Origin of the sequence: Stenotrophomonas maltophilia (assembly GCF_047497515.2) — a bacterium.
Lineage (GTDB): Bacteria > Pseudomonadota > Gammaproteobacteria > Xanthomonadales > Xanthomonadaceae > Stenotrophomonas.
Map to the genome: position 1 here is coordinate 15,410 of NZ_JAXAXL020000007.1, position 23,916 is coordinate 39,325.

At 68.2% G+C, this 23,916-nt stretch carries 20 protein-coding genes; 7 read left to right on the forward strand and 13 right to left on the reverse strand.

What is annotated here, in order from left to right; translation table 11 throughout:
• Window positions 1-275 precede the first annotated feature (275 nt).
• Window positions 276-890 carry a hypothetical protein gene (locus ACMZPQ_RS11605; RefSeq protein ID WP_004153965.1) on the forward strand — a complete coding sequence of 205 codons (615 nt, stop codon included), beginning with the start codon at window positions 276-278 and terminating at the stop codon, window positions 888-890.
• 79 nt (window positions 891-969) lie between these two features.
• Here ACMZPQ_RS11605 and ACMZPQ_RS11610 read toward each other — a convergent pair whose 3' ends face one another.
• From ACMZPQ_RS11610 to ACMZPQ_RS11640, 7 genes are all read right to left on the reverse strand, one after another.
• Window positions 970-1,740 carry a LytR/AlgR family response regulator transcription factor gene (locus ACMZPQ_RS11610; protein ID WP_197583232.1) on the reverse strand — a complete coding sequence of 257 codons (771 nt, stop codon included), beginning with the start codon at window positions 1,738-1,740 and terminating at the stop codon, window positions 970-972.
• Window positions 1,730-2,989: a sensor histidine kinase gene (locus tag ACMZPQ_RS11615; RefSeq protein ID WP_197583233.1), complete on the reverse strand. Its 1,260-nt coding sequence runs from the start codon at window positions 2,987-2,989 to the stop codon at window positions 1,730-1,732. The genes ACMZPQ_RS11610 and ACMZPQ_RS11615 overlap by 11 nt, the downstream gene beginning before the upstream one ends.
• Window positions 2,990-3,201: 212 nt before the next feature.
• Window positions 3,202-4,851: a M28 family metallopeptidase gene (locus ACMZPQ_RS11620; protein WP_197584286.1), complete on the reverse strand. Its 1,650-nt coding sequence runs from the start codon at window positions 4,849-4,851 to the stop codon at window positions 3,202-3,204.
• A 98-nt stretch (window positions 4,852-4,949) separates the two neighbouring features.
• Entirely contained in the window at window positions 4,950-6,206 is a 1,257-nt protein-coding gene (locus ACMZPQ_RS11625) for an RNA polymerase sigma factor (protein WP_197584289.1), read from the reverse strand.
• Window positions 6,207-6,255: 49 nt separating this feature from the next.
• On the reverse strand, window positions 6,256-6,666 hold the full coding sequence (locus ACMZPQ_RS11630; RefSeq protein ID WP_197584291.1) for a VOC family protein: 411 nt from the start codon (window positions 6,664-6,666) through the stop codon (window positions 6,256-6,258).
• A 36-nt stretch (window positions 6,667-6,702) separates the two neighbouring features.
• Window positions 6,703-7,125 carry a VOC family protein gene (locus ACMZPQ_RS11635; RefSeq protein WP_197584293.1) on the reverse strand — a complete coding sequence of 141 codons (423 nt, stop codon included), beginning with the start codon at window positions 7,123-7,125 and terminating at the stop codon, window positions 6,703-6,705.
• A 69-nt stretch (window positions 7,126-7,194) separates the two neighbouring features.
• On the reverse strand, window positions 7,195-7,608 hold the full coding sequence (locus tag ACMZPQ_RS11640) for a YciI family protein (protein ID WP_197584296.1): 414 nt from the start codon (window positions 7,606-7,608) through the stop codon (window positions 7,195-7,197).
• A 520-nt stretch (window positions 7,609-8,128) separates the two neighbouring features.
• Here ACMZPQ_RS11640 and ACMZPQ_RS11645 point away from each other — a divergent pair.
• The gene (locus tag ACMZPQ_RS11645) at window positions 8,129-8,536 is read left to right on the forward strand and encodes a YciI family protein (protein WP_197583337.1); all 408 of its coding nucleotides are present in this window, start codon (window positions 8,129-8,131) and stop codon (window positions 8,534-8,536) included.
• On the opposite strand, the gene ACMZPQ_RS11650 is transcribed toward ACMZPQ_RS11645, so the two are convergent.
• Window positions 8,514-10,595 (reverse strand): NHL repeat-containing protein, encoded by a 2,082-nt coding sequence (locus ACMZPQ_RS11650; protein ID WP_197583336.1) that lies wholly within the window; start codon window positions 10,593-10,595, stop codon window positions 8,514-8,516. The two genes, ACMZPQ_RS11645 and ACMZPQ_RS11650, sit on opposite strands and share 23 nt — an antisense overlap.
• 166 nt (window positions 10,596-10,761) lie before the next feature.
• Here ACMZPQ_RS11650 and ACMZPQ_RS11655 point away from each other — a divergent pair, with 166 nt between their 5' ends.
• Window positions 10,762-12,282, forward strand: a complete 1,521-nt coding sequence (locus tag ACMZPQ_RS11655; RefSeq protein WP_414486089.1) for a hypothetical protein — start codon at window positions 10,762-10,764, stop codon at window positions 12,280-12,282.
• Window positions 12,283-12,330: 48 nt separating this feature from the next.
• Here ACMZPQ_RS11655 and ACMZPQ_RS11660 read toward each other — a convergent pair whose 3' ends face one another.
• Window positions 12,331-13,107 carry a transglycosylase SLT domain-containing protein gene (locus ACMZPQ_RS11660; RefSeq protein WP_197583333.1) on the reverse strand — a complete coding sequence of 259 codons (777 nt, stop codon included), beginning with the start codon at window positions 13,105-13,107 and terminating at the stop codon, window positions 12,331-12,333.
• 334 nt (window positions 13,108-13,441) lie between these two features.
• Entirely contained in the window at window positions 13,442-14,815 is a 1,374-nt protein-coding gene (gene cycA / locus ACMZPQ_RS11665) for a D-serine/D-alanine/glycine transporter (protein ID WP_197583332.1), read from the reverse strand.
• 228 nt (window positions 14,816-15,043) lie between these two features.
• Here cycA and ACMZPQ_RS11670 point away from each other — a divergent pair, with 228 nt between their 5' ends.
• The gene (locus tag ACMZPQ_RS11670) at window positions 15,044-16,657 is read left to right on the forward strand and encodes an EAL domain-containing protein (protein WP_197583331.1); all 1,614 of its coding nucleotides are present in this window, start codon (window positions 15,044-15,046) and stop codon (window positions 16,655-16,657) included.
• A gap of 77 nt (window positions 16,658-16,734) precedes the next feature.
• Here the strand turns inward: ACMZPQ_RS11670 and ACMZPQ_RS11675 are convergent, their stop codons facing one another.
• Together ACMZPQ_RS11675 and ACMZPQ_RS11680 are read right to left on the reverse strand one after the other, a co-directional pair.
• Window positions 16,735-17,919, reverse strand: coding sequence for an MFS transporter (locus tag ACMZPQ_RS11675; RefSeq protein ID WP_197583330.1), 1,185 nt, complete (start codon window positions 17,917-17,919; stop codon window positions 16,735-16,737).
• Window positions 17,916-19,094, reverse strand: coding sequence for a serine hydrolase domain-containing protein (locus ACMZPQ_RS11680; RefSeq protein WP_197583329.1), 1,179 nt, complete (start codon window positions 19,092-19,094; stop codon window positions 17,916-17,918). Before ACMZPQ_RS11680 ends, ACMZPQ_RS11675 begins: the two co-directional genes overlap by 4 nt.
• Window positions 19,095-19,266: 172 nt before the next feature.
• Here ACMZPQ_RS11680 and ACMZPQ_RS11685 point away from each other — a divergent pair, with 172 nt between their 5' ends.
• Together ACMZPQ_RS11685 and ACMZPQ_RS11690 are read left to right on the forward strand one after the other, a co-directional pair.
• The gene (locus tag ACMZPQ_RS11685) at window positions 19,267-20,166 is read left to right on the forward strand and encodes a LysR substrate-binding domain-containing protein (protein WP_197583327.1); all 900 of its coding nucleotides are present in this window, start codon (window positions 19,267-19,269) and stop codon (window positions 20,164-20,166) included.
• 162 nt (window positions 20,167-20,328) lie between these two features.
• On the forward strand, window positions 20,329-21,936 hold the full coding sequence (locus tag ACMZPQ_RS11690; protein WP_197583326.1) for an ATP-binding cassette domain-containing protein: 1,608 nt from the start codon (window positions 20,329-20,331) through the stop codon (window positions 21,934-21,936).
• Between the two features lie 71 nt (window positions 21,937-22,007).
• On the opposite strand, the gene ACMZPQ_RS11695 is transcribed toward ACMZPQ_RS11690, so the two are convergent.
• Window positions 22,008-23,333: a GTP-binding protein gene (locus ACMZPQ_RS11695; protein WP_197583325.1), complete on the reverse strand. Its 1,326-nt coding sequence runs from the start codon at window positions 23,331-23,333 to the stop codon at window positions 22,008-22,010.
• 69 nt (window positions 23,334-23,402) lie between these two features.
• Here ACMZPQ_RS11695 and ACMZPQ_RS11700 point away from each other — a divergent pair, with 69 nt between their 5' ends.
• Complete coding sequence (locus ACMZPQ_RS11700) at window positions 23,403-23,774, forward strand: MerC domain-containing protein (RefSeq protein ID WP_197583324.1); 372 nt, start codon at window positions 23,403-23,405, stop codon at window positions 23,772-23,774.
• Window positions 23,775-23,916: the final 142 nt, after the last annotated feature.

A 23,916-nucleotide genomic window follows, 5' to 3' on the forward strand; every position in this document is an offset into this window, starting at 1 on the left:
GTTGCGCGGTCGGGCCCGATTCCAGGCAATCACCGCGCCGATGGCCGGTCTGCGTGCTCAGCCGCGGTTTCATGTGCGGCCGCAGCACGTTTCACCCTGCGACATCCTGTCGCAGGCTGTAACTGCGATGCTGCGATGCAGCAACATTCACCCATTCAGACAAAACCCTTACCGCGCTTGGCATTTCGCCCATTGCACGGCTCGCTGGAAGTGCTAGAACTGAACCCGCCACACCGTCCAATGCTGATCGACGCACGTTCCACAAGGAGCCAGCCATGATTGCTTTGTTCAAGGGTTTGGGACTACTGCTTCGCGACAACGAGCTCTACAGCAGCCCGTTCGAAAAACAGGTTGCGCACTGGCGCAGCCTCAGCGAGCAGCAGATCCGCGATGAAGTGGCTGTGCTGGCCCAGGCCAAGTGCCAGTGGCTGATCGCCTCGATCGTCGGCTGGCAGGCGGCCTCGCTGCTGATCCTCGGCCTGATCACCAACTACCTGTGGCGCGACGATTACCACATCACCTTCACCCGCGTGGTCGTGGTGTTCGGCTCGTGGATCTCGATCCTGTTCGTGATCTGGTTCATGGCCAACATGTTCGACCGGACGGCCGGCTTCGAGCGCTGGATGAAGGCCTTCAACAGCCGCGCCCGCATCAGTTCCAAGGCCGACAGCGTCGAGCATGTGGCCGAGGCGCTGGACCTGGCCGAACACTACCCGGAAGTGCTGGACTACAAGCAGGCGGTCACCGCCAGGCGCGAGCTGCGCCACGAGGACATCCGCATCATGACCGAGATCGGGCGCATGAAGCAGCACTCCGAACTGGTCGGACGCCTCAACCATGTCGGCGAGAACGAGCATCACCACGACCTGACACTGCAGCCTGCCTACTGACCCTTCGGGAAAGCGGGGGGACCCACAATGCCACCGTGCGCGATCACGGTGGCATTGTTCTTTCAGCAACGCGCATCGATCACATGCCGCGGAACAGGCTCATGAACGGTTGGCTGACCACCAGCGTTTCCGCACGCTGGCGCAGGCGCAGCACACCGCGGCCGGTGTCATCGCGGCTCACCGCCGCCACCGCTTTCATGTTGACGATGGTGGAGCGGTGGATCTGGCGGAAGTGCTGCGGATCGAGCACGTCCAGCAACTCGCGCAGCGGCGTGCGCAGCAGGCTTTCGCCGGCGGCGGTGACCACGGTGGTGTACTTGTTGTCGGCACGGAAGTAGGCCACGTCCTCCAGCATGATCAGCTGCGTCTCGCGGCCGTTGCTGGCGGTGATCCAGGCCAGCGGCGGACGCTCCGCGCCGCCCTGCGATGGGCCCAGCCGCTGCAGCAGGCGTTCAAGCACGGCATCGTCCTGGCGTGCCGATGGCAGGCGCGACAGGATGCGTTCGCGGGTCGCCAGCAGGCGCTCGTCGCTGACCGGCTTCAGCAGGTAATCCATCGCGCCCTGCTCGAATGCATCGATGGCGTACTGATCGTAGGCGGTCACGAATACCACCTGGGTGCGCGGGCTCAGCTCGGACAACGCACGCGCCACTTCGATGCCGCTGATACCGGGCATGCGGATGTCGAGGAAGGCGATATCCGGCTGCTTCTCGGCCAGCTGCTCCAGCGCGCTGGCGCCATCCTCGCATTCGGCCACCAGCGTCAGCTCCGGCCACAACCGGCGCAGCTGCTCCACCAGGGATTGCCGCAGCAGTTCTTCGTCTTCGGCAATCAGGGCTTCAAGCGGCATGGCTGCGCTCCTTGTGCGACTGCGGCAGGGTCATGGTTGCAGCCACGCCGCTGGGGAAGTTGGCGACGATCGCCACACCGGCCTGCTCACCGCAGGTCAGGCGCAGGCGCTCGCGCAGGTTCTTCAGGCCGATGCCGGTGCCACTGGTGCCCTGGCCGAAACCGAGGCCATCGTCGGCCACGGTTACCGTCACGTGGTCATCGAAGCCGCGCGCCAGTATCCAGATCGTGCCACCGCCGGGCTTCGGCTCCAGGCCGTGCTTGATCGCATTCTCCACCAGCGTCTGCAGCGCCATCGCCGGCAGGTGCACGCCGTGCAGTTCATTGGGCACCTGCACGTCCACCGACAACCGTGCCCCCATGCGGATGCGCAGGATTTCCAGGTAGGCGCGGGTGCGTTCCAGTTCCACGCCCAGCGTCGATACCGACTCGTCCACCTGCGGCAACGAACTGCGCAGGTACTGGATCAGGTGGCCCAGCATCTGTTCGGCACGCGCCGGATCGGTGCGGGTCAGCACCTGGGCGTTGGCCAGCGAGTTGTAGAGGAAATGCGGTTCCACCTGCGCATGCAGCAGGTTCAAGCGTGCCACCGACAGTTCCTTCTCGACCTGGGTCTGTTCGGCGGCGGCCTGCTCGTCGCGACGCTGGTCGGCCACGCGGCGGCTGATCGCACGCGTCACCGCCTCGGCGTTCTCGTAGTTGCTGCCTTCATCCAGCGCCAGCAGGTCGGCCCACCAACCGGCATCGGGCTCGAACAGCAGGGTAACGGTGCTGGTGCCCTGCCCCGGGGTGACCGTGGCCAGCACGCTGTTGCGCTTGATCGCCAGGCGTGCCGGCAGGTTCCAGCGCGACGGCTGGCGACCGTTCCACAGATCCACGCGGCGCACGTACGCGCGCACCTGCAGGCTGCCGGCCGAGCTTTCCACCTCTTCCACCCGCGGCAGTTCGGCGATCGCCGCTTCCACCACGGCGTAGGCCTGGCCCGCATCCATCGGCAGTTCTACCTGGCGACGCTGGCGCCCGGACAGCGTGGTCGAATCCAACCGCCCCGCGACCAGCCAGACCCGGCGCACGTGGGTGATCGCGCTGCCCAGCGCGGAAATCATCAGGAACATCGCCAGCAGCCCGAACACCCAGCCCGGGCCATCGTTCATGCCGCTGAAGATGCCGCTCCAGACCATGCCGGCGACAACCAGCGCGGCGGCCCAGGCCAGCAGGTGGCGAATGAGGAGAGAGAGGCTGGCGAACACGGCGGCGCCTTGGAGGAAGGGGGTGAGCCGAGCATAGGGCGGCCCGCCGGGCAAACAAGCGGGCTGCGACGAAGGGCCGGAAAGCGGGGATGGAAGCGGTTCTGGTAGTGCCGGCCGCTGGCCGGCTCCCCGTCACCTCCGCACGCTTCCCAGGGTTGCCGGCCAGCGGCCGGCACTACCGGGGAGGCGCCGGGCGAACCCGGCGCCCGGCCTTACTTGCGCTGGTCGGCGCTGGCGTCACGCACGGCACGGAACGACTCGTCCTTGCTCCAGTTCGGCCAGCTGCGCGAGTTGGCCAGCTGGTTGCCCAGCGTGTACAGCACTTCCAGGTCGCGGGCGGCACCGGCAAACACCCAGTCCGGCTGCCATTCGTCGCCCTGCTGGTGGTAACGCTTGGCGGTGTAGTCCTCCGAGGCCTTCTTGCCTGCGGCCACGCCACCGTCCACCCAGTCCTGGCCGGCCGACCAGGACAGCGCCGGCACGCCGCGCTTGGCGAACGGGAAGTGATCGGAACGGAAGAACAGGCCTGCTTCCGGCTTCGGGTCCGGCGTGTAGCGGATGTCCCAGCCCTTGGCCACGTCCTTCAGCTGGTCCAGCAGCTCGAAGCGCGCCGCACCGTAGATGCCGAAATCACGCGACGGGCCGAACGGCGCCATGCCGTCCATGTTGATCACCGCCACGGTCTTTTCCAGCGGATACAGCGGATGGGTGGCGTAGTACTCCGAACCCAGCAGGCCCTTCTCCTCGGCGGTGACCGCCAGGAACAGCACGGAACGCTCGGGACGCTTGGCCTTGGCGAAGCCGCGGGCCAGCTCGATCAGCGAGGCGGTACCGCTGGCGTTGTCCAGCGCACCGTTGAAGATGCGGTCGCCACGTGCGTCCGGCTCACCCACGCCGATGTGGTCCCAGTGCGCGCTGTAGATGATCGTCTCGTCCGGATGGCGCGTGCCTTCCAGCCGCGCGGCGACGTTGTGCGAAGTGATCACTTCGGTCTTCACCGCGTACTTCGCATCCAGGCTGGCGCCGTTCAGCACCACCGGGGTGAAATCGCGCTGCTGCGCCTTCTTCTTCAGCGCCTCGAAGTCCTGCCCGGCCGAGCGGAACAGCTCCACCGCCAGGTCGCGCTGGATCCAGCCTTCCAGCAACGGATGGCTCCCGGCGGGGTTGTCGCGCACCACGTCGAACATGGTGTTGGTGTTGGACCCGGCCACGGTGGCCCAGCCGTACGAGGCCGGTGCGGTCTCGTGCACGATCAGCACGCCCAGCGCGCCCTGGCGTGCGCCTTCCTCGTATTTGTAGGTCCAGCGGCCGTAGTAGGTCATGCCCTTGCCGTCGAAATCGCCCTGGCCGGTCTCGAAGTCCGGGTCGTTGATCAGCACGACGGCGATCTTGCCCTTCAGGTCCACGCCCTTGAAGTCGTCCCAGTTGCGTTCCGGCGCCTTTACGCCGTAGCCGAGGAACACCAGCGGGGCCTTGCTGATATCGACGTTGTTGGCGCCGTTCATGGCCGCACGCACGGCAATCTGCTTGCCCTGGTCAAGCGCGATGGTCTTGCCGCCCTGATGCAGCGCCAGCTGCGGGGTGCCGACGATGTCGCCCTTGCGCAGCGGCACGGCCTGCGTCCACAGGCGCTTGCCATCCTTGAGGTCGCCGCCGGGCTGCAGGCCGGCATCGGCGAACTGCTTGCTGAGATAGGCGATGGTCTTCTCTTCGCCGGCAGTGGCCGGCGAGCGGCCTTCGTAGGCGTCGGAGGCCAGTTCCTTGACGTCGGCGGAGATCCGCGCGCCATCGAATTTCGGGGTGGCCGCCATCAGTGCGCTCGACACTGACAGGGCCAGAAGGCCCAGTGCTACTCGCTTCATTGCTCTCTCCAGCAGGGAAATCCCCCCGGAGTGTAATGGGATTCGGAAAGACGGGGTCAGATCCCTCTTCCTACGGGAGAGGGATCTGACCCCGATGATCATCCCGGTCCTTGAGCGCGCGACAACAGGTGCTCGCGTTCGCGCGCGTTGCCGGTCAGCGCGGCGGCGGCGGCGAAGGCTTCGCGGGCATCCTCGGCCCGGCCCAGCTGCTGCAGCAGTTCGCCGCGCACCACGTGCAACGGCGCGTACTCCTGCAGGCGGGGCTCGACCAGCAGCGGCTGCAACTGCGCCCACGCCGCGAACGCACCATCGCTGCGCAGCACCGCCACCACCCGGTTCAACGCCACCACCGGCGAAGGCTGCACCTGCAACAGCTGTGTATACAGCGAGGCAATGCGCGGCCAGTCGGTCTCCTGCGGACGCCGCGCGGCGGCATGACAGGCCGCGATGCACGCCTGCAGCACATAGGGGTCCTGATCGCCGCCGGCGGCCAATGCACGCGCCAGCAGCTGCTGCCCGCGCTCGATCTGCAGCCAATCCCAGCGCGCACGTTCCTGCTGGTCCAGCAGCACCGGCGCGCCCTGTGCATCCACGCGTGCCGCCGCGCGCGAGGCCTGCAGTTCCATCAACGCCAGCAGGCCCAGCACCGGTGGCACCGGCAACCGGTGTGCCAGGATGCGGGCCAGCCGCAGCGCTTCCTCGCACAGGGCCGGGCGCATCCAGTCATCGCCGGCACTGGCCGCATAGCCCTCGTTGAACACCAGGTAGATCGCTTCCAGCACCGAGGCCAGGCGCTCGGGCATCGCCTCCGCGCGCGGCACCTCATACGGCACCTGTTTCTGCGCCAGAGTGCGCTTGGCGCGCACGATGCGCTGGGCGATGGTCGGCTCAGGCTGCAGGAAACCCCGCGCGATCTCGGTGGTGGTCAGGCCTCCGAGCAGGCGCAGGGTCAGCGCCACCCGCGCATCGGCGGGCAGCACCGGATGGCAGGCCACGAACATCAGCCGCAGCAGGTCGTCACCCAGGTCATCTTCCAGTGCCTGGCTGTCATCCGGCGCCGGCAACGGTGCCGGATGCAGTTCCTCACCCCACTGCGCATGCTGCTGCGCTACGCGCTGGTGCTGGCGCAGCACATCGATGGCCCGGTTACGCGCAGTGGTCATCAGCCAGGCTCCGGGATTGTCCGGGATACCCTGCCCCGGCCAGCGCTCCAGCGCGGCCAGCCAGGTGTCCTGGGCCAGCTCCTCGGCGCGACCGACGTCGCCACCGAGCAGCCGCGCCAGGCGCGCGATCAACACCGGCGACTCCATCCGCCAGAGGGTTTCCAGACGCTGCGTCAGTGCGGGATCGTGCATGTGCCGATCACAGCATGCACGCCCGGCACGCACAAGCGCGGCGCGATGCTCAACCCGGTTCACCCTCCATGTGCGCGATTTCCCACAGGTGCCCATCCAGGTCCTGGAAACCGCGCTGGTACATGAACCCGTAGTCGCGTGCCGGCTGCGGCTCGCTCGCACCGGCGGCCAGCGCCTTGTCCACCATCACGTCCACCGCCTTGCGGCTGTCCGCCGACAGGCAGGTGATCACCTCGGTGTGGCTGCGTGCATCGGCGATCGGCTTGGTGGTGAACTGCTTGAAGAAAGGCTGGGTCAGCAGCATCACGAAGATGCTCTCGCTGATGACCATGCAGGCCGCATCGTCGTTGGTGAAGGTCGGATTGAAGCTGTAGCCCAACGCGGCGAAGAAGGCCTTGGACGCGTTCAGGTCCTGCACGGGCAGGTTGACGAAGATCATCTGCGGTTGCGGTGCACTCATCGGTGAAGCTCCTTGTGGATGAAAACAGGTAGGGGATCAGGGCTGCTTCATGCAGTTGACCATCCACGGCTTGCCGTAACGGTCGATCAACATGCCCCAGCGATGCGCCCAGAACGTTTCGGCGATCGGCATCTGCACATGCCCGCCTTCCGCCAGCGCCGCGAACACACGCTCGGCTTCCTCGACACTGTCGACATCGACATTGATGGTGGTCGAGCCACCGTCGCCGCCGCCGGGGCCATCGGCCGCCATCAGGATCGCGCCGCCGATTTCCAGCTGGCTGTGCGCGACGTGGTCGAGGGTCTGCGCCGGCATTTCATTGCAACCGGGCATGCCATCGGACGGTGGCATGTCGCGGTACTTCATTTCCGAGGTGACCTGGCCGCCGAGTGCCTTGGCATAGAACGCCATCGCATCGTGGGCCTGGCCGCTGAAGCCGAGGAAGGGAATCAGTTTCATGGCAGTACTCCGGTGTGTAGGTCAAGGGTCGTGCCGGGTCATGCCCGGCGGATGCGAACCAGATTCGGATCAACCTTCCAGCTGTGCACGCAGACGCTGTTCCTGCTGCTGTAAGTCGGGGGTGAAGGCTTCGCCGAAGTCTTCCGCGGAGATCAAGGGACGCAGTTCCAGCGTGCCGCCACTGCCGAACGGTGCGCGGCTGGCCCATTCCACGGCGTCGTCCAGTGACCGTACGTTCCACAGCCAGAACCCGGCGATCTGTTCGTTGGCGGGGCCGAACGGGCCGGCCTCGACGCGGGGTGCACCTTCGCCGAAATGAATGCGACGGCCACGCTGGGTGGCGTGCAGGCCTTCACCGGCCAGCATGATGCCGGCCGCCACCAGTTGTTCGTTGAAGGCGCCCATTTCGGACAGCTCCTGTTGGCTGGGCATGCGCCCGGCTTCGGAATCGGCGTTGGCCTTCACGATCACCATCACTTTCATTGCGGTCTCCCGTGGGGACGCGGGGTGCGTGCCCTTCACTGGTACAACGAACCAGGGGGCTGGGAATCGACACGTTGTTGAGAATTTTTTTATTTCGCGAAAGGCGCGCCTTCGGCGGGAGTCGGCGAACGGCGGAGCCCCTCCGTGGTGGTGTGGGTGGGTCGCTGGAAGCTGGCTTCCTGTGGGTGGGCCGGGCGGGTGGGTAGGCGGGGCGGGGGTGTCCGCGGCATGGATGCCGCGGCCAAGCCCCCATGGGTGAGGGCGCTTTGCTCGCGAAGCACTGCTTCGCAAGCGCCCGAACGCACAGCCGCCAGCGGCTGGGCCGGACCCCGGCGGGGGGTTTACGGCGTCCCCCGACCCGCCTACCCACCCGGCCAACCTCATGAACTCTGCTTCGGCCTTCACCACGGAGGGGCTCCGCCGTTCGCCGTCTCCGCCGAAGGCGCGCCTCCCGCGCTGCAACATGCCCACGCGCAGACCTGCGCCATCATGGGCACCCCGCCCGCGCCAGGACCGTGCCATGCAGCAGTACCTGCTTCTGATCTACATCGAGCCTGCCCTGCTGCAGGCGCTGCCCACCGAAGAATTCAACGCCTTGATGCGCGATTGCCTGGCGCACGCCGACAAATTGCAGGCCGAAGGCACGCTGCTGGCCGCACAGAAGCTGCAACCAGTCGATACCGCGCAGACCCTGCGCGTGCGCGAGGGCCACAGCCGCGTACTCGATGGCCCGTTCGCCGAAACCCGCGAACTGCTGGCCGGCTTCAACCTGATCGTCGCGCGCGACCGCGACGAAGCCATGCGCATCGCCCGCGACTTCCCGTGGGCGCGCTTCGGCAGCATCGAGGTGCGGCCGCTGGAAGACATGGACGCCGAGCGCGAACGTTGCGGCGCCCCCGCCGCCGCTATGGCAGCAACCGCACCCTGATCTCGCGCGGGCCGATGCCTTCGTTGCCGCTGTAGTCGCGCACGCTGGCACGCACGATGTACTCGCCTGGCGGCAGTGCCGCCGGTTGCCAGCGACCGGTTTCCATCAGGCCGTCACGCACGGTGTTGGTGGCCAGGTAACGGAACCGGGTCACCGCGCTGCCATGCACGGTGATGCCACTGTCCGGTGCGTAGGCCACGCGCACCGCCTCCATCTGCGGCGGCATGCGGTTGAACACGATGTTCCAGCGCGGCTGCTCGTAACCCTGCAGCGGCTGGCCGCCGCCATCAAGGATCTGGTAGCCCACCTGGTACATGCCCAGCCTGCGCCGCGGCAGGTTGTTGTCGACCTGGTCCCAGGCTTCGACCACGATCTGCACGCCACGTCCCTGACGCGCCACCATCACCACGCCATCGGCGCCGGCAGCCATCGGCTGGTCGTTGTCATCCAGCAGCGCCACGTCGGTGATGCGCGGTGCGAAGTGGTCCGCGTAGTTGTGGAAGCCCAGCGCCACCGCATTGGTCTCGAAACCGCCAGTGCCCACGGCCAGGTGCACGTGGGCCTGGTTGTTGATGCTGCCCAGCCGGTCGCCGACATGGATGCGGGTGCCGCGCCGTACGCGCATCCGCTCCAGCGTGCCCTGTTCGTCGTACAGCGCCTGCCAGCGCGCGTCGAACGGTTCATCGCGTGGCGTGCGGCCGACCCGCATGTGGATGTACTTGAGGCGATCCACCGCCAGGCCTTCGGCCTGCCCACCCAGGCTCCACGCCGCCACCGGGCTGCTGATCTTGCCGTCGGCGATGGCCAGTACGGTCTGGCCGACATCACCGCGCACGTCGAATCCCCCGTGCACGTGGTGGCGGCTCTCGCCCTTGAAGTTGCCGCGCACTTCGCCGAGCGTGCCGACCACTTCGTGCCAGCCGTCCTGCGGCGCCAGCGGCCAGCGCCCACCGGTATCGGGCAGCGCGGCATCGGCGGCCGGGCCGACCATCGCCGGCGCGGGCAGCTCGCCCACCGGCAGTGGGCGCAGGCGGTGCAGGCGATAGCTGGCAGCGTCGGCCACCAGCACGCTGCCATCGGCATCGATCGCCAACCCGCTGGGGCGGGCCAGGCGCGGCAGCCGGCCGTTGCCGACCAGCGCGATCTGGTGACCCTGCGGCGTCAGCTGCACGATGCGGCCATCGAGATCGCCCACGTACACCACGCCGTCATGGGTGGTGGCCAACGAAAGCGGGCCGTTGATCACGCCACCGGCCGCGACCAGTGTGCTGACCGTGCCATCGGCGCCGACCCGGCGCACCGCATTGTTGAAAAGATCGGCCACCAGCAGCGCGCCGTGTGCGTCGAAGGCCAGCGCCACCGGCGTATCGAAGCGCGCGGCGGCGCCCACGCCGTCGGCCAGCCCAGGGCGCTCGCCGCCGGCCAAGGTACGCACCGTGCCATCGGTGCCGATCACCCGGATGCGATCGTTGTAGGTGTCGGCCACGTAGACCTGGCCCTGCGCGTCCACCGCAACGCCCATCGGCGCATCGAAACGCGCCTGCGCGGCGGGGCCATCCAGGTAGCCCTGCTCGCCACCGGCCAGCGTGCTCACCTGGCCATCGATGCCGATGCGACGGATCGCATGGTTGCCGGTGTCGGCCACGTACAGGTTGCCCTGCGCGTCGGCGGCGATGCCCGACGGCGTATTGAAGCTCGCCTGCAACGCCGGGCCGTCGACGCGGCCCTCGCCCTGCCCGGCCACGGTTTCAACACGACCATCGGGCAGGCGTCGGCGGATGCGGTTGTTGTCGCCGGCATCGGTGAAGTAGACGCTGCCATCGGCGGCGCGCAGCAGGCCGTACGGATCGGCGAAGCGGGCCTGCGCGGAAGCGCCATCGCGATCACCGGGATGGCCATCACCGGCCAGTACCTCGACCTGCGCGGTCCAGGCCAGCGGTGTCGGCGCCGGGCCTGCCGGTTCAGCTGACGTGTGCAGCGGGGTCTCCCACCACGTTGCCGCCAGGGCCACTGCTGTTGCCAACGCCACGCCCGCCGCCATCCATTGCCACCGTGCCATCGTGCTGCGCCGCCCTGCCTGCTGCCTGAAGAGGCACCGACAATAGACGCTGCGCGCGCGATGCGCCACGGCCGATCGTGCGCTGGAGCAGCAGAGTTCCATGCGTCGCGCTTGTCCTCGCCCGCCACAGCGGGTTCAATGTTGTTCCCACGGATGGAGATCCTCCATGCCCCGCTTCGCCCCCTTCGCCGTTCTGCTGCTGGCGGCACTGAGCAGCGTCCCCGCCTCGGCATCGATCACGGTGGCGCAGCAGAAGCCGTCCATCACCAGCGACGCGGCGCATATGGCCTACGCCACGCGCTGGGGTGAAGCGATCCAGCAGTCGCGCAGCGGCAATACGCTGGGGGCGCTGCTTGCCATGGAACGGTTGATGGAGGATCCGCTGCTGGATGACTTCGACGCCGAACGCCAGGGCCGTGCCGCGCAGGTGGCCGGCTGGACGGCAATGGTGCAGAAGAAGCCGGCATTGGCGCGTCGCTACCTGCAACGCGCACAGCAGGTGCTTCCCGACGATACGCAGATCCTGCTGACGCTGGTATCGCTGGAGCTGTCCGAGAACCAGCCTGCAACGGCCACGACCTACCTGGTGCAGGCACTGAAGCATGCCGACGCGCCGCTGCCGATCGATCGCCAGCCCATCAACTACCTGCAGTACCGCCTGCGCTACCAGCCGCAGCAGCGCCTGGCGCTGTTGCAGGCCCTGTTCGACAACGGCTGGAAGAGCGGTGGCCTGGAGCCAACCGGCATGTGGTTGACGCTGGCCACGCTGCAGGCCGAGAACGGTGGCGGCGACGCGATTCCGGCCACGCTGGCCCGCATCGACAGTCCGGCCGAGATCATCCAGCTGCGTAGCGACAAGCGCTTCGACCGCTACATCGACCGTGCCGATCCGCGCTTCGATCCGGTGCAGGTCGCGCAGAAATATCTGGACACCCTGCGCGTATCCGGCCTGCTGGACCGCAAGTTGGACGCGCGCATCGCCCAGTTCAGCGTCACCCTGCTGATGCTGGACCGCAATGAGGAAGTGCTGGCACTCACCGACGGCATGGCGCGTGCGGCGGCCGAGGGTGAATCACCGTCGGCGGAGGAGGCCGAATGGGTGGCGTGGCTGCTCAACAGCCGGTTCAGCGCACTGCGCCGGCTCGGCCGCACCGACGATGCCCTGGTGGCGGCGCAACAGGCCGCCCGCATCGGTGCACTCGGCCCGGACGGTACCGAGCACCAGTTGAATGTCGGCTTCCTGTTCACCTCGCTGGGCCGCATGCAGGACGCAGCACAGGCAGTGAGTGACCTGCCCGGATTGGGCGGCTATGGCAAAGCGGCACAAGCGCTGGTGCAGTTTGCCGCCGCCCGCGAGCGCGGCGATGCCAAGGCGATGGAGACCGCCCGCTCGGTGATCCTTGCCCAGCGCAACGACGCGCGCCTGTTCCATCGCGAGATGCTGCTGGACGAAGGCAACCTGGATGGCGCAGCCGTGGTGCTGATCGAGCAGCTGCGCTCACCCATGGATCGCGGCGAGACACTGGCCAGCCTGCAGGACATGCGCACCTATCCGTCACTGCCGGGCGACATGAAGATCGATGCGGCCTGGCGTGCGCTCAAGCAGCGTGCCGACGTGCAGGCCGAGGTTGCCCGCGTCGGCCGCATCGAGCGCTACGAACTGGTCAGCTCCTCCACCTCGCGCTGAGCGGGTGTCCTGTGGAGCCGAGCATGGGCTCGGCTCTACACCGCCCGCCTAGCGCGCCGGCACTTCGGTACGGATGCCCATCGCCTCGCGGTAGCGCACGTACAACGCCATCACCTTGTCCACGTAGGCCAGGGTTTCGGCATACGGCGGCACGCCCTTGTAACGGGTCACCGCACCGATGCCGGCGTTGTAGGCCGCTGCAGCCAGCGGCCGGTCGCCGTTGTAGCGGCGCAGCAGTGCGCGCATGTAGCGCGCGCCACCGTTGATCGACTGCTGGGGCGAGAACGGATCGCTCACCCCGTATTCCTGCGCGGTATCGGGCATCAACTGCATCACGCCCTGCGCGCCCTTGCTCGACACCGCCAGCGCATCGAAGTTGCTTTCGGCGTGGGCGATCGCGCGAAGCCAGGCGTCGTCGACGCCGGTCGCCTTGGCGGCGGCCTTGAACTGCTTGGCATGCTGGGCCAACTGCGGCGTGCCGACCTTGCCCAGCCCTTCGTGGGCGGGCTCACCCGGTGGCGTGGCCACGGTGAACTTCAGGAACACCCGCGAACCCGGCAGGTTGCGGGTGGAATAGACCAGTACGCCGTCCTGTTCGCGCTCGTACAGCACACCGCTGAACACGCCCATGTTGCCCCACAGGTTCGGGGTCTGGATGGCGTTGTCGTCGATCTCCTTCGGCGTGCAGCGCGAGCCCGGTTCCGGCGCGGTGGCGAGGCTGACCGTGTTGCCCTGCACGCAGCGATAGACGGTGCGCGCTGTGGCCAGCCCGGGCCAGAGGCTGGACAGCAGCAACAGCGCGATGGCGGCAGGGCGGTTGAACATGGCGGCCGGATCATCCGGCCGCAGCCGCTAACGCCGGGTGAATGGGGGTCGGCAGGGCTGCGCCCTGCACCTGCGGTAGTGCCGGCCGCTGGCCGGCAACCTCAACAGCAACGGCAACGGCCGATTTCCTGCGAGGAGGCGGGGTGGGTCCGGTTGCGGGGGACGCTGCAAGTACGTCCATGTAAGCTCGGTCGCCGCATCCATGCGGCTCACGCCCCCACAACCGGACCCACCCCACCTTCGACAGTTTCCTGCGACGGACAGTAGATCCACGCCATGCGTGGATGAAACTTCCTGGAAACAGTGGATCAATCGATGGAACGCAGACGTTGGATTACTTCGCCGTCCTCCGCCGCACCCAATACCCCACGCCCAGCAGCACGAACCACGCCGGGCTGGCGATCAGCGCCTGGCGGGTGTCGCCCTGCAGGCTCAGCAGCACCAGTACGCCGGCAAAGAACACCAGGCAGGCCCAGCACATGGCAACGCCGCCGGGCATCTTGAAGATCGACGCGGCGTGTCGCTCCGGGTAGCGGCGGCGATAGACCATGTAGGCCACCAGGATCAGCGACCAGACGAAGATGAAGAGCACGGTGGCCAGCGTGGTCACCAGAGTGAAGGCGGTCACCAGGTTCGGGATCAGGTAGATCAGCAGGGTGCCGCCCAGCAGGCACAGGCAGGAAAACAGCAGCCCGCGCGCTGGCACCGCGGCGCGTGACAGCCGCGACAGCCCGCGCGGTGCGTGGCCTTCCTCGGCCAGGCCGTACAGCATGCGGCTGGTGGAGAAGATGCCGCTGTTGGCCGACGACGTCGCCGAGGTCAGCACCACGAAGTTGATCAGGCTGGCCGCGGCGGGAATGCCGGCCAGCACGAACAGCTGCACGAACGGGCTCTTGTCCGGCACCACCTGCCGCCATGGGGTGACCGCCATGATCGCGATCAGCGCCAGCACGTAGAAGATGATGATGCGCACCGGGATCGAATTGATCGCCTTCGGCAGGTTGCGCTCCGGGTCGGCGGTTTCGGCGGCGGTGGTACCCACCAGCTCGATGCCGACGAAGGCGAACACCGCGATCTGGAAACCGGCAAAGAAGCCGACCAGGCCCATCGGGAACATGCCGCCGTCATTCCACAGGTTCGACAGCGCCGCGGTGTGGCCACTGGGCGAGGTGAAGCCCCATGCCACCAGCCCGGCACCGGTGATGATCAACGCGCAGATCGCCACGATCTTGATCAGCGCGAACCAGAATTCCATCTCGCCGAACAGCTTCACCGTCACCAGGTTCAACGCCAGCAACAGCAGCACGCAGGCCAGTGCCGGTATCCAGGCGTCCAGCCCAGGGAACCAGAACTGCGCGTAGGCGGCGATCGCGATCACATCGGCGATGGCGGTCACGATCCAGCAGAACCAGTACGTCCATCCGCAGAAGAAACCGGCCCAGGGACCGAGCAGGTCGGTGGAGAAATCGATGAAGGATTTGTACTGCAGGTTGGACAGCAGCAGTTCGCCCATCGCGCGCATCACGAAGAACAGCATCGCGCCGATGATCAGGTAGACGAAGATGATCGACGGGCCGGCCAGGCTGATGGTCTTGCCCGAGCCCATGAACAGGCCGGTGCCGATGGCACCGCCGATGGCGATCAGTTGCAGGTGGCGGTTGGACAGGCTGCGGCGCAGGTGCTCGGGGGGCGTTGCGGGCTCGGTCATGGGCGCGGGAAAGGGCGGGCGAAGCGTTCGAAGGTAGTCCTCCGCAAGCCGGAGCGCCAGCGCCGGACGGTCCGATTACGTCAATGCGGGCCGCTTTCATCACAATGTGACGAAATACCGGTTCCAGCCCATTCCGCCCGGCCCGGCGCCATGCTCAGATAGCCGCACCTGCCCAAGGACCGGCCCGACCATGCGCCCTGCCCCGCCTGCCTCGCTGGAGCCCCGGCCATGAGCCGCCTGCGCATCATCATCGGCGGCACCGCGCTGGCCCTGCTGGCCGCCGCCGTGCCGATCGCGGTGATGGCCTATGCCACCTGGGATCGTGCCGTCAGCGTCGAACAGCAGCGACTGCGCGACATCGCCGGACGCACCCTGCGCCGCTCCGACCAGTCCTACCAGGAGGCGCTCGCCGCGCTGAAATCGGCCGAGGCCGGCGCCCACGTTCCCTGCAGTGCCGAGCACATCCGGCGCATGCAGACACTGGTGATGACCACGCCTTCGGTCGACCAGATGGGCTATTTCGAAGGCGGCAAGCTGCGCTGCACCTCGTGGGGCGTTTTCCAGTCCGATGTCGACCAGCCCAAGGCCGACCACGTCACCAGCGACGGCGCCGGCATCGCGGTGGACGTGCGCCCGGTCGCCAGCGGACGCCGGCAGATGCTGGCCATCCTGTATGGCTCCTACGACGTGCTGGTCGATCCACGTCGCTTCGTCGACGTCATCGTCGACCCGCACGTGCGCTTGGCGCTGGCCAGCCCCGACGGCCGCCTGCTGGCCAAGCAGAGCGGCGTCGACCCGGCACTGCTGCAGGCCCTGCTGCGCGCACCCGGCGAAGGCCTGGACCAGAACACCCTGTATGCCACCGCGCGCAACGAGGAATGGCTGGCGATCGCCACCACGCCGCGCACCGCGCTGGCGTCGACCTTCCATCAGCAGGCCTGGCTGTTCGTCCCGCTCGGCCTGCTGCTGGCCGCTGCCGGCGCCGGCCTGGTGATCTGGCTGTCGCGGCGCCGGCTGTCGCTGCGCGGCGAACTGGCCACCGCCATCCGCCGCCGCGAGCTGTACCTGCACTACCAGCCCATCATCGAGCTGGACACCGGCATCTGCGTCGGCGCCGAAGCGCTGGTGCGCTGGCAGCGCCCGGACGGAACCCAGGTCCGCCCGGACCTGTTCATTCCCCTGGCCGAAGAGACCGGCATGATCGCCGCCGTCACCGACCTGGTGATCGAGAACGTGGTGCGCGACATGCGTGACCTGCTGGTGGGCGACCGCAGCGCGCACATCGCGATCAACCTTGCTGCCGAAGACATCAGCAGCGGCCGCGCCCTGCAGATGATCTCCAAGCACATGGCCGGCAGCGGCATCCTGCCGCAGCAGATCTGGATGGAAGCCACCGAGCGCGGCTTCCTCGATCTGGACCGCGCACGCACCATGCTGGCGCAGGCCCGTCGTGCCGGCCACAGCGTGGCCATCGATGATTTCGGCGTGGGCTTTTCCAGCCTGCAGTACCTGGAGCAGCTGCCGCTGGATGCGTTGAAGATCGACAAGTCGTTCATCGATGCGATCGGCACCGAGAGCGCCACCAGCCCGGTGACCCCGCACATCATCGACATGGCCAAGGAACTGGGGCTGTGGGTGGTAGCCGAAGGCGTGGAGACCGAAGCGCAGCTGGCTTACCTGCACAGCCGCCATGTGGAATTCGGGCAGGGCTGGCTGTTCTCGCGGCCGCTGCCGCGCGACGAGTTCGTGGCCTTCCACCACAAGCGCCAGCAACGCTATGGCGCCGCACGCGAAGACATGCAGAACCCGCGCAGCGTGCCGATCGAACGCGAAGCGGTGTAGATCCACGCCACGCGTGAATGGCATGGACCCTGGCAATGCCGGCCGCTGGCCGGCACTGCGCCCTCATCGATCGCCGCCTATTCCCACGCCTTCGGCCGCGCCAGCAACCACGCCGCTGTCACCGCCAGCAGCAACAACGGCAACCACCCCAACCGGCTGGGCCCGGCAGCCTGCAGCAACACGCCGCCTGCTGCCCCGCCCGCGGCGATGGCCAGGTTCCAGCCGGTCACCAGCATCGACTGCGCCAGGTCCGCGGCGGCCCCGGCCCGGCGTGCCAGCGCGGTCTGGAACAGGGTCGGCACCGCGCCGAACGCCACGCCCCACAGCACCGTTGCCAGCAGCAGCGGCGTCGCCTGGCCTGGCCACAGCAGCAAGGCCAGCACCGGCAGGATGAAGCCGATCACTGCCGCCCACACCAGCGTGCGCAGATGGCGGTCCACACCCCAGCCCGCGATGCCGATGCCGGCAATGGCGGCCACGCCGAACGCCAGCAGCAGGCGATCCAGCCACGCACCGGCACCGGCGTCCACCGCCAGCGGCTCGATGTAGGTGTACAGCACGTTGTGCGCCAGCACGTACAGCGCCATCACCGCCAAGGCACTGCGCACGCCGGGCAGGCGCCATACCGTGCCCAGCGTCAGGCGCTGGCCGGTGCGTGCGGCCGGCAACGCCGGCAGTGCCCAGCGCGCGTACGCCAACAGCCCGATGCCAAGGACGCTCATCAGCGCGAATGCCCAGCGCCAACCAATCTGCTGGCCGAGCAGCGTGCCCGCCGGAACACCCAGCGACAACGCCAACGGTGAACCGACCATCGCCACTGCAATCGCGCGGCCCTGCAGCGCCGGCACCACCATGCGCGCGGCATAGCCGGCCACCAGCGACCACAGCAGGCCCCCGCTGACACCGGCCAGGAAACGTGCCGCCAGGATCAACGGGTAGCTGCTGCTCAGCGCGGTCAGCATGTTGACCACCACGAAGCCGGCAATCGCCGCCAGCAGCAGCGGGCGCCGTGGCAGGCGCTGGGTCAACGCGGTCATCGGCAAAGCGGCCATCACCGAGCCCAGCGCATACACGCTGACCAGCTGCCCCACCGCTGCATCGCTCACGCCGAGGCTTTCGCCCATCGGCCGCAGCACGCCAGCGGGCAGGGTCTCGGTCAGCAGGGTGATGAAGCCGCCGCCTGCCAGCGCCAGCAGGCCCGCCCATGGCAGGCGCGTGGCCTCACCCGCCGGGCTGCCCGCATCGATCGCATGACCGCTCATCGCACGGCCTCCAGATCGGCGTACACCGCATCGCGCAGTTCATCGACGAACGCACCGTCCATGCCCTCATAAAGGGTATTGGTCAGCGCCACCACGCTCAGGCCGCGCGCGGGATCGACGAACCAGCTGTGCCCATAGGCTCCGCCCCAGCGCCACGTGCCCACGTGCTGCGGCGTGCCACTGGCCGCCGCATCATGCAGGACCGCAAACCCAAGCCCGAAACCCCAGCCGGCCGGTTCCGGCGGCCCCTGTTCGCCGAGCTGCGGCGTGCCCATCTCGGCCGCGAGTGCGGGCGGAAGCACCTGCGAGGCCTGCACATCACGCAGCGCCTCCAGCACCGCCATCACGTCATCGGCGGAACCGACCAGGCCCGCGCCGGCCGATGGGAAGCGGCTGGCATCGGTGGCGCGTGCAGGGCTGTACTCGATGCCCACCGTGCCCTCGAAGGGCGCCACCACGTCGCCTTCCTGCAGCCGCTGCGGTTGCGGCGTGCCGGTCACATACGGCGTGGCGAGGCGCGCGTAGTCGGTGGTCGCGAACGTGGTATCGCGCAGGCCCAGCGGTACGGCCAACAGACGCGCGAACAGCGCCTGCAGGGTTTCACCCGTTGCCGCTTCGGCCACTGCGCCGGCCACATCCACGCCCAGCGAGTACAGCCACTGGCTGCCCGGTTCAAACAGCAACGGAACCTGCGCGATGCGCCGCACGTTCTCGGCCAGGGTCAGCGGGTTCGCGTCCATGCCATCACTGACGCCGGCCCGCGCGTAGGGGCCGTCCGCATCGGCCTCCAGGAAGCGGTAACCCAGCCCGCTGCTGTGGCTGAGCAGCTGGCGCAGGCTGATCGACGGTGTGCGGCCGTCGGCCAGCGCCGGGCGGAACTGCGGCAGCCAGCGCTGCACGGGCGCATCCAGGTCCAGCGCGCCTTCGGCCACCAGCCGCAGGATCACCGTGGCCAGCAGCGGCTTGCTGACCGAAGCCAACCGGAACAACTGGTCGCGGCGCATCGGCATGGACGACTCACGGTCGGCCAGGCCGGTCGCACTGGCATGGCGCAGCACGCCGTGCTCGCGCACCAGCACGACCGCACCGACCAGGCGTTGCGGATGAACCTGCTGCAACAACTGCTGCACCGACGGCAGCACTGGTGCGGGTACAAGGGAGAGGGCGGCGTTCATCGCGGTGTTCCGTGGGGAGAGACCCGCCACGTTAGGCAGCCCGCCGCCGTGCAAAAAGCCGGTTGGCGCTCCGCGCATCATGGACCGCACAGTCCGCAATCGGCATGATGGCCGGAACCGCAAGGCCGTAACGGCCTCCCGCTGCCCTGCCAGTTTCCTCGCCCACACGCCCATGTCAGTCCTGGACAACCTCGCCAACCTGCAGACCTTCGTGCACGCCGCCGACACCCGCAGTTTTGTCGAGACCGGGCGCCTGCAGGGCATCTCCGCCTCGGCGGCCGGCAAGTGCGTGGCCCGGCTGGAGCACGCACTGGGCGTTCGCCTGTTCCATCGCAGCACCCGCAGCATCACCCTCACCGCCGAAGGCCAACTGTTCCTGGCGCGCTGCCGGCGCATTCTCGACGAACGCGATGCCGCCCGCACCGAGCTGGCACAGCCGCATGCGACCCCACGCGGCACGCTGCGCATCAGCCTGCCGCTGGTCGGCGACCTCACCCTGCCGCTGATGGCCGAGTTCATGGCCGCGTATCCGGACATCCGCCTGGACCTGGATTTCAGCGATCGACTGGTCGATGTCATCGAAGAAGGGTTCGACGCCGTGCTGCGCGTCGGCGAACCCAGCGACTCGCGCATGAATGCCCGGCGCCTGGGCGTGTTCCCGCGCCGCATCGTGGCTTCGCCGGAGTACCTGCAGCGCCGCGGCATTCCGCGCACACCGGCAGCGCTGATGCAGCACATGCTGCTGCATTACCGCTTTCCCAGCAGTGGCAAGCTGGAACCGTGGCCGATCCATTGGCCCGACGATGAAACGCCACAGGAGCTGCCGGTACACATGGTCGCCAACACCATCGAGGCACGCGTGGCGCTGGCACTGCGCGATATCGGCCTCGCCTTCGTGCCGGTGCATTCGGTCCGCGCGGCGCTGGACGACGGCCGGTTGGTCACCGTGCTGGACGAACACGTGCATTCCTGCGGCACCTTCCACCTGCTGTGGCCCTCCGGCCGCCACGTGCTGCCGAAGCTGCGGGTGTTCATCGACTTCGTCGGCGCACGCCTGGAAACCGTGCCGTAGGCGCGATTGACCCGGCCATTCAGCCACCGCCGCTATACTGTCCCCTCATTCCTCCCAGAGGCTCGCGACCCATGCGCCATTGATGCCGCCGTCTTTCCAGCAGACGGCCTGACTCTTCCCGCCCCTGCGCGCAGGGGAGAACCCGGCATCCATGGAGGTCGCATGACCCCGTATTCCCTCACGCTCGATCGCGTGTCGTATCGATTGGCCGACGGCCGTCCGCTGTTTTCCGATCTGTCCTTTTCCTTCGAACCGCTCGCCACCGGCCTGGTCGGTGCCAACGGCGCCGGCAAGAGCGTGCTCGCGCGCCTGCTGGCGGGCCGCCTGCCACCCGACAGCGGCCAGGTGCGCGGCAGTGGGGGTGTGTTCCTGCTGCCCACCCCGGGCTACCCACCGGCCGGCACCGTCGGTGAACTGGCCGGCGTCGGCGACGTGCTGGCCGCGTTGGCCCGCATCGAAGCCGGCAGCGTGGACGAGGCCGACTTCGCCCGCGTCGGTGATCGTTGGGACCTGCGTGAGCGCCTGCAGCAGCATTGGCTGGCGCTAGGGCTGCCCGGCGATCTCGATCACACCCAAGCCGCCGCACGCCTCAGTGGTGGCCAGGCCATGCAGGTGGCGCTGTCCGGTGCCTGGGCCAGCGGCGCAGACTGGCTGATCCTGGACGAACCCAGCAACCATCTTGATGCGCGCCATCGGCAGCACCTGTACGAACAGTTGCAGCAGTGGCGCGGTGGCCTGCTGGCCATCAGCCATGACCGTGAACTGCTGGAACAGATGCAGCAGATCGTCGAACTCGACGCAGGCGGGCTGCATCGCTATGGCGGTCCATGGCAGCACTACGCCGCGGTACGCGACGCCGAACGCGAGGCGGCCGCTGCCCAGCTCGACCATGCGCGAGCGCAGCACCGGCAACAGCAACGCAGCGCGCGCGAGCAGCACGAACGCCAGCAACAACGGCAGGCCCGCGGCACCCGCGATGCGAAGCAGGCCAACCAGGCGCCGATCCTGCTCGGCCGGCAGAAGCAGCGCGCCGAAGCCAGCCACGGCCGCGCGCAGCAGGTGCAGGCCGAACGCCTGCAGGCCAGTGCCGATCAACTGCGCGCAGCGGCCGCTGCGGTTCATGCCGCGCCGGAGCTGGCGCTGTTTTCCGGTGAAGGGGAACGCGGCAGCGCGCGCCTGCTGCAGGCGCCATCGCTGGTGTTGCCGCATGGCTGCAGTGCCCCGTTGCAGCTGGACATCCGGCGCGGCCAGCGCATCGCCGTGGTCGGCGACAACGGCAGTGGCAAATCCACCCTGCTGCGCGTACTCGCCGGTCAACTGCCGGCACGCGCGGGCATTGTGCAGCGTCATGCGCCACTGGCCCTGCTCGACCAGCAGCTGCTGGGGTTGTCCGGCGAGCGCAGCATCCTCGATACCGTGCAGGCGGCCAATCCCGCGGCAGATCCGGGCGAACTGCGCACACGGCTGGCCCTGCTCGGGCTGGATGCACAGCGCATCCTTCGCCCCTCCGGCAGCCTCAGTGATGGCGAACGGGTAAAGGGTGCGCTGGCCAGTGTGTTGTATGCCGATCCCGCGCCCCAGCTGTTGCTGCTGGACGAGCCGGGCAACGCGCTCGACCTGAGCGCATTGCGGGCACTGGAAGAACTGCTGGCCGCATGGCTCGGCGCCTTGGTGATGGCCAGCCATGACCGGCACCTGCTGCAGGCCTTGCGGCCCACGCAGGTGCTGCAGGTCAGCGCCGACGGCTGGCAGTGGCGCGACCGCCTGTAGATCCACGCATGGCGTATCGATATGGGTAGTGCCGGCCGCTGGCCGGCACATCACCAACCGTCAATGCGCGCTCACCGCTTCCACACCGGGAACGCCTGCGGCAGCTGCTGCCACAACAGCGGCCCGGCGCGCAGTTCGTGGTCGTTGAGCAGGCACGCGTCCAGTTCCGCACGCACCGCACGCTCATCCATGTGCACGCCGATCACCACCAGCTCCTGCCGGCGGTCGCCCCACAGCGGGTGCCACAGGCGCTGCATCGCCGAATGTGCCGCCATGTCCGGGAATTCCTCAAGGCCCGGCAGCGGCGCGCTCCAGCACTCGGCCTGCTGCCGCGCCCAGCCCAGGTCACTGTAGGGCAGCGGCGTCGGCGGCAGCAGCGGCGTGGTGTCCTCCTGCCCGGCGCGCACGCGCTCGCGCGCGGCGTACCAGAAGCCCGCCGCCTGCGTGCGCGTCGCCGCACCCACGGTGTTCAACTCGCCCACCCAGTCCATGCGGTTGGCCAGCCAGAACCAGCCCTTGCTGCGGATCACGCCCGGCATGCCCGACTGCAGCGCGCGTGCAAACCGCGCGGGATGGAACGGACGCCGCGAACGGTAGACGAAGCTGGCGATGCCGTATTCCTCGGTTTCCGGCGTGTGCTCACCGCGCAGCTCCTTCACCCAGCCCGGTGCACGTTGTGCACGCTCCATGTCGAAACGACCGGTGTCCAGCAGCTCGGCCAGCGGCACATCGCCGAAGCTGGACAACAGCAGCTTCGCATCGCGGTTCAACCCGCGCAGCACCGCCAGGGTGTCCTGCAGCACTTCGTCGTCCACCTGGTCGACCTTGCTGACCACGATCACATCGGCGAATTCCACCTGCTCGCACAACAGGTCGACCACGCCGCGATCATCATCGGGCCCGGCCTGCTGGCCACGCTCGGCCAAGCGCAGGGTCGAACCGAAATCGGCCAGGAACGCGCTGCCATCGACCACGGTCACCATCGTGTCCAACCGCGCGATGTCGCTGAGGCTGAAGCCATGCTCGTCGCGCACCGCGAAGGTGGCCGCCACCGGCATTGGTTCACCGATGCCGGTCGATTCGATCAGCAGGTAGTCGTAGCGGCCGGCATCGGCCAGGCGCCGCACTTCCTGCAGCAGGTCATCGCGCAGCGTGCAGCAGATGCAGCCATTGCTGAACTCCACCAGCGTCTCTTCGGTGCGGCGCAGCTCGGCACCGCCCTCGCGCACCAGCTGCGCATCGATGTTGACCTCGCTCATGTCGTTGACGATGACCGCCACGCGCAGGCCCTCGCGGTTGCGCAGGATCTGGTTGAGCAGGGTGGTCTTGCCGGCCCCGAGGAAGCCGGACAGCACAGTGACCGGAAGGCGACGGTCGGCGCGGGAAACAGTGTTCATGTCGGAGCGGGTTGGCTGCGGAACGGAAATGTTACTGTATAACACTTGTCAAGCAAGGAACCTCCCCCGATGAAGTCGCCCTCTGCCGCCCTGCTTGATGCCGGCGCGGTCGCGCTGTCCAGCCTGTGCCTGCTGCACTGCCTGGCACTGCCCCTGCTGGCCGCCGCGCTACCGATGTTCGGCGCCTGGGCCAAAGCCGAGTGGGTGCACCTGTTGTTCGTGGCCATCGCCCTGCCACTGACCGGCTACGCGCTGTGGCGAGCGGAGCGTCGTCGGCCGCTGCCAGTGCTGGCCTGGGCCACCGCCGGCATCGGCCTCGGGCTGCTGCTGGCCGGCGCGCTGGCGCTGCCCTCGCACGACTGGGAAACCCCGCTGACCGTCACCGGTAGCCTGCTGCTGGCCGCAACGCATCTGTGGAACGCACGGCACCGGCACCGGTAATGCCCGCCGCTGGCCGGCAACCCCATGAACGCCGGACATACCCGGTAGTGCCGGCCGCTGGCCGGCATCCCCATGAACGCCGGACATACCCGGTAGTGCCGGCCGCTGGCCGGCAACCGCATGAACCCCGCCGCCACCTGAC

Coding starts and splice junctions, on each gene's coding strand:
- ACMZPQ_RS11670 (WP_197583331.1), top strand. CDS start 15,044: ATGAGCCGCCTGCGCATCATCATCGGCGGCACCGCGCTGGCCCTGCTG.
- ACMZPQ_RS11620 (WP_197584286.1), bottom strand. CDS start 4,851: ATGAAGCGAGTAGCACTGGGCCTTCTGGCCCTGTCAGTGTCGAGCGCA.
- ACMZPQ_RS11610 (WP_197583232.1), bottom strand. CDS start 1,740: ATGCCGCTTGAAGCCCTGATTGCCGAAGACGAAGAACTGCTGCGGCAA.
- ACMZPQ_RS11675 (WP_197583330.1), bottom strand. CDS start 17,919: ATGAGCGGTCATGCGATCGATGCGGGCAGCCCGGCGGGTGAGGCCACG.
- ACMZPQ_RS11630 (WP_197584291.1), bottom strand. CDS start 6,666: ATGAGTGCACCGCAACCGCAGATGATCTTCGTCAACCTGCCCGTGCAG.
- ACMZPQ_RS11700 (WP_197583324.1), top strand. CDS start 23,403: ATGAAGTCGCCCTCTGCCGCCCTGCTTGATGCCGGCGCGGTCGCGCTG.
- ACMZPQ_RS11650 (WP_197583336.1), bottom strand. CDS start 10,595: ATGGCACGGTGGCAATGGATGGCGGCGGGCGTGGCGTTGGCAACAGCA.
- ACMZPQ_RS11690 (WP_197583326.1), top strand. CDS start 20,329: ATGACCCCGTATTCCCTCACGCTCGATCGCGTGTCGTATCGATTGGCC.
- ACMZPQ_RS11660 (WP_197583333.1), bottom strand. CDS start 13,107: ATGTTCAACCGCCCTGCCGCCATCGCGCTGTTGCTGCTGTCCAGCCTC.
- ACMZPQ_RS11655 (WP_414486089.1), top strand. CDS start 10,762: ATGCCCCGCTTCGCCCCCTTCGCCGTTCTGCTGCTGGCGGCACTGAGC.
- ACMZPQ_RS11695 (WP_197583325.1), bottom strand. CDS start 23,333: ATGAACACTGTTTCCCGCGCCGACCGTCGCCTTCCGGTCACTGTGCTG.
- cycA (WP_197583332.1), bottom strand. CDS start 14,815: ATGACCGAGCCCGCAACGCCCCCCGAGCACCTGCGCCGCAGCCTGTCC.
- ACMZPQ_RS11635 (WP_197584293.1), bottom strand. CDS start 7,125: ATGAAACTGATTCCCTTCCTCGGCTTCAGCGGCCAGGCCCACGATGCG.
- ACMZPQ_RS11640 (WP_197584296.1), bottom strand. CDS start 7,608: ATGAAAGTGATGGTGATCGTGAAGGCCAACGCCGATTCCGAAGCCGGG.
- ACMZPQ_RS11685 (WP_197583327.1), top strand. CDS start 19,267: ATGTCAGTCCTGGACAACCTCGCCAACCTGCAGACCTTCGTGCACGCC.
- ACMZPQ_RS11680 (WP_197583329.1), bottom strand. CDS start 19,094: ATGAACGCCGCCCTCTCCCTTGTACCCGCACCAGTGCTGCCGTCGGTG.
- ACMZPQ_RS11625 (WP_197584289.1), bottom strand. CDS start 6,206: ATGCACGATCCCGCACTGACGCAGCGTCTGGAAACCCTCTGGCGGATG.
- ACMZPQ_RS11605 (WP_004153965.1), top strand. CDS start 276: ATGATTGCTTTGTTCAAGGGTTTGGGACTACTGCTTCGCGACAACGAG.
- ACMZPQ_RS11645 (WP_197583337.1), top strand. CDS start 8,129: ATGCAGCAGTACCTGCTTCTGATCTACATCGAGCCTGCCCTGCTGCAG.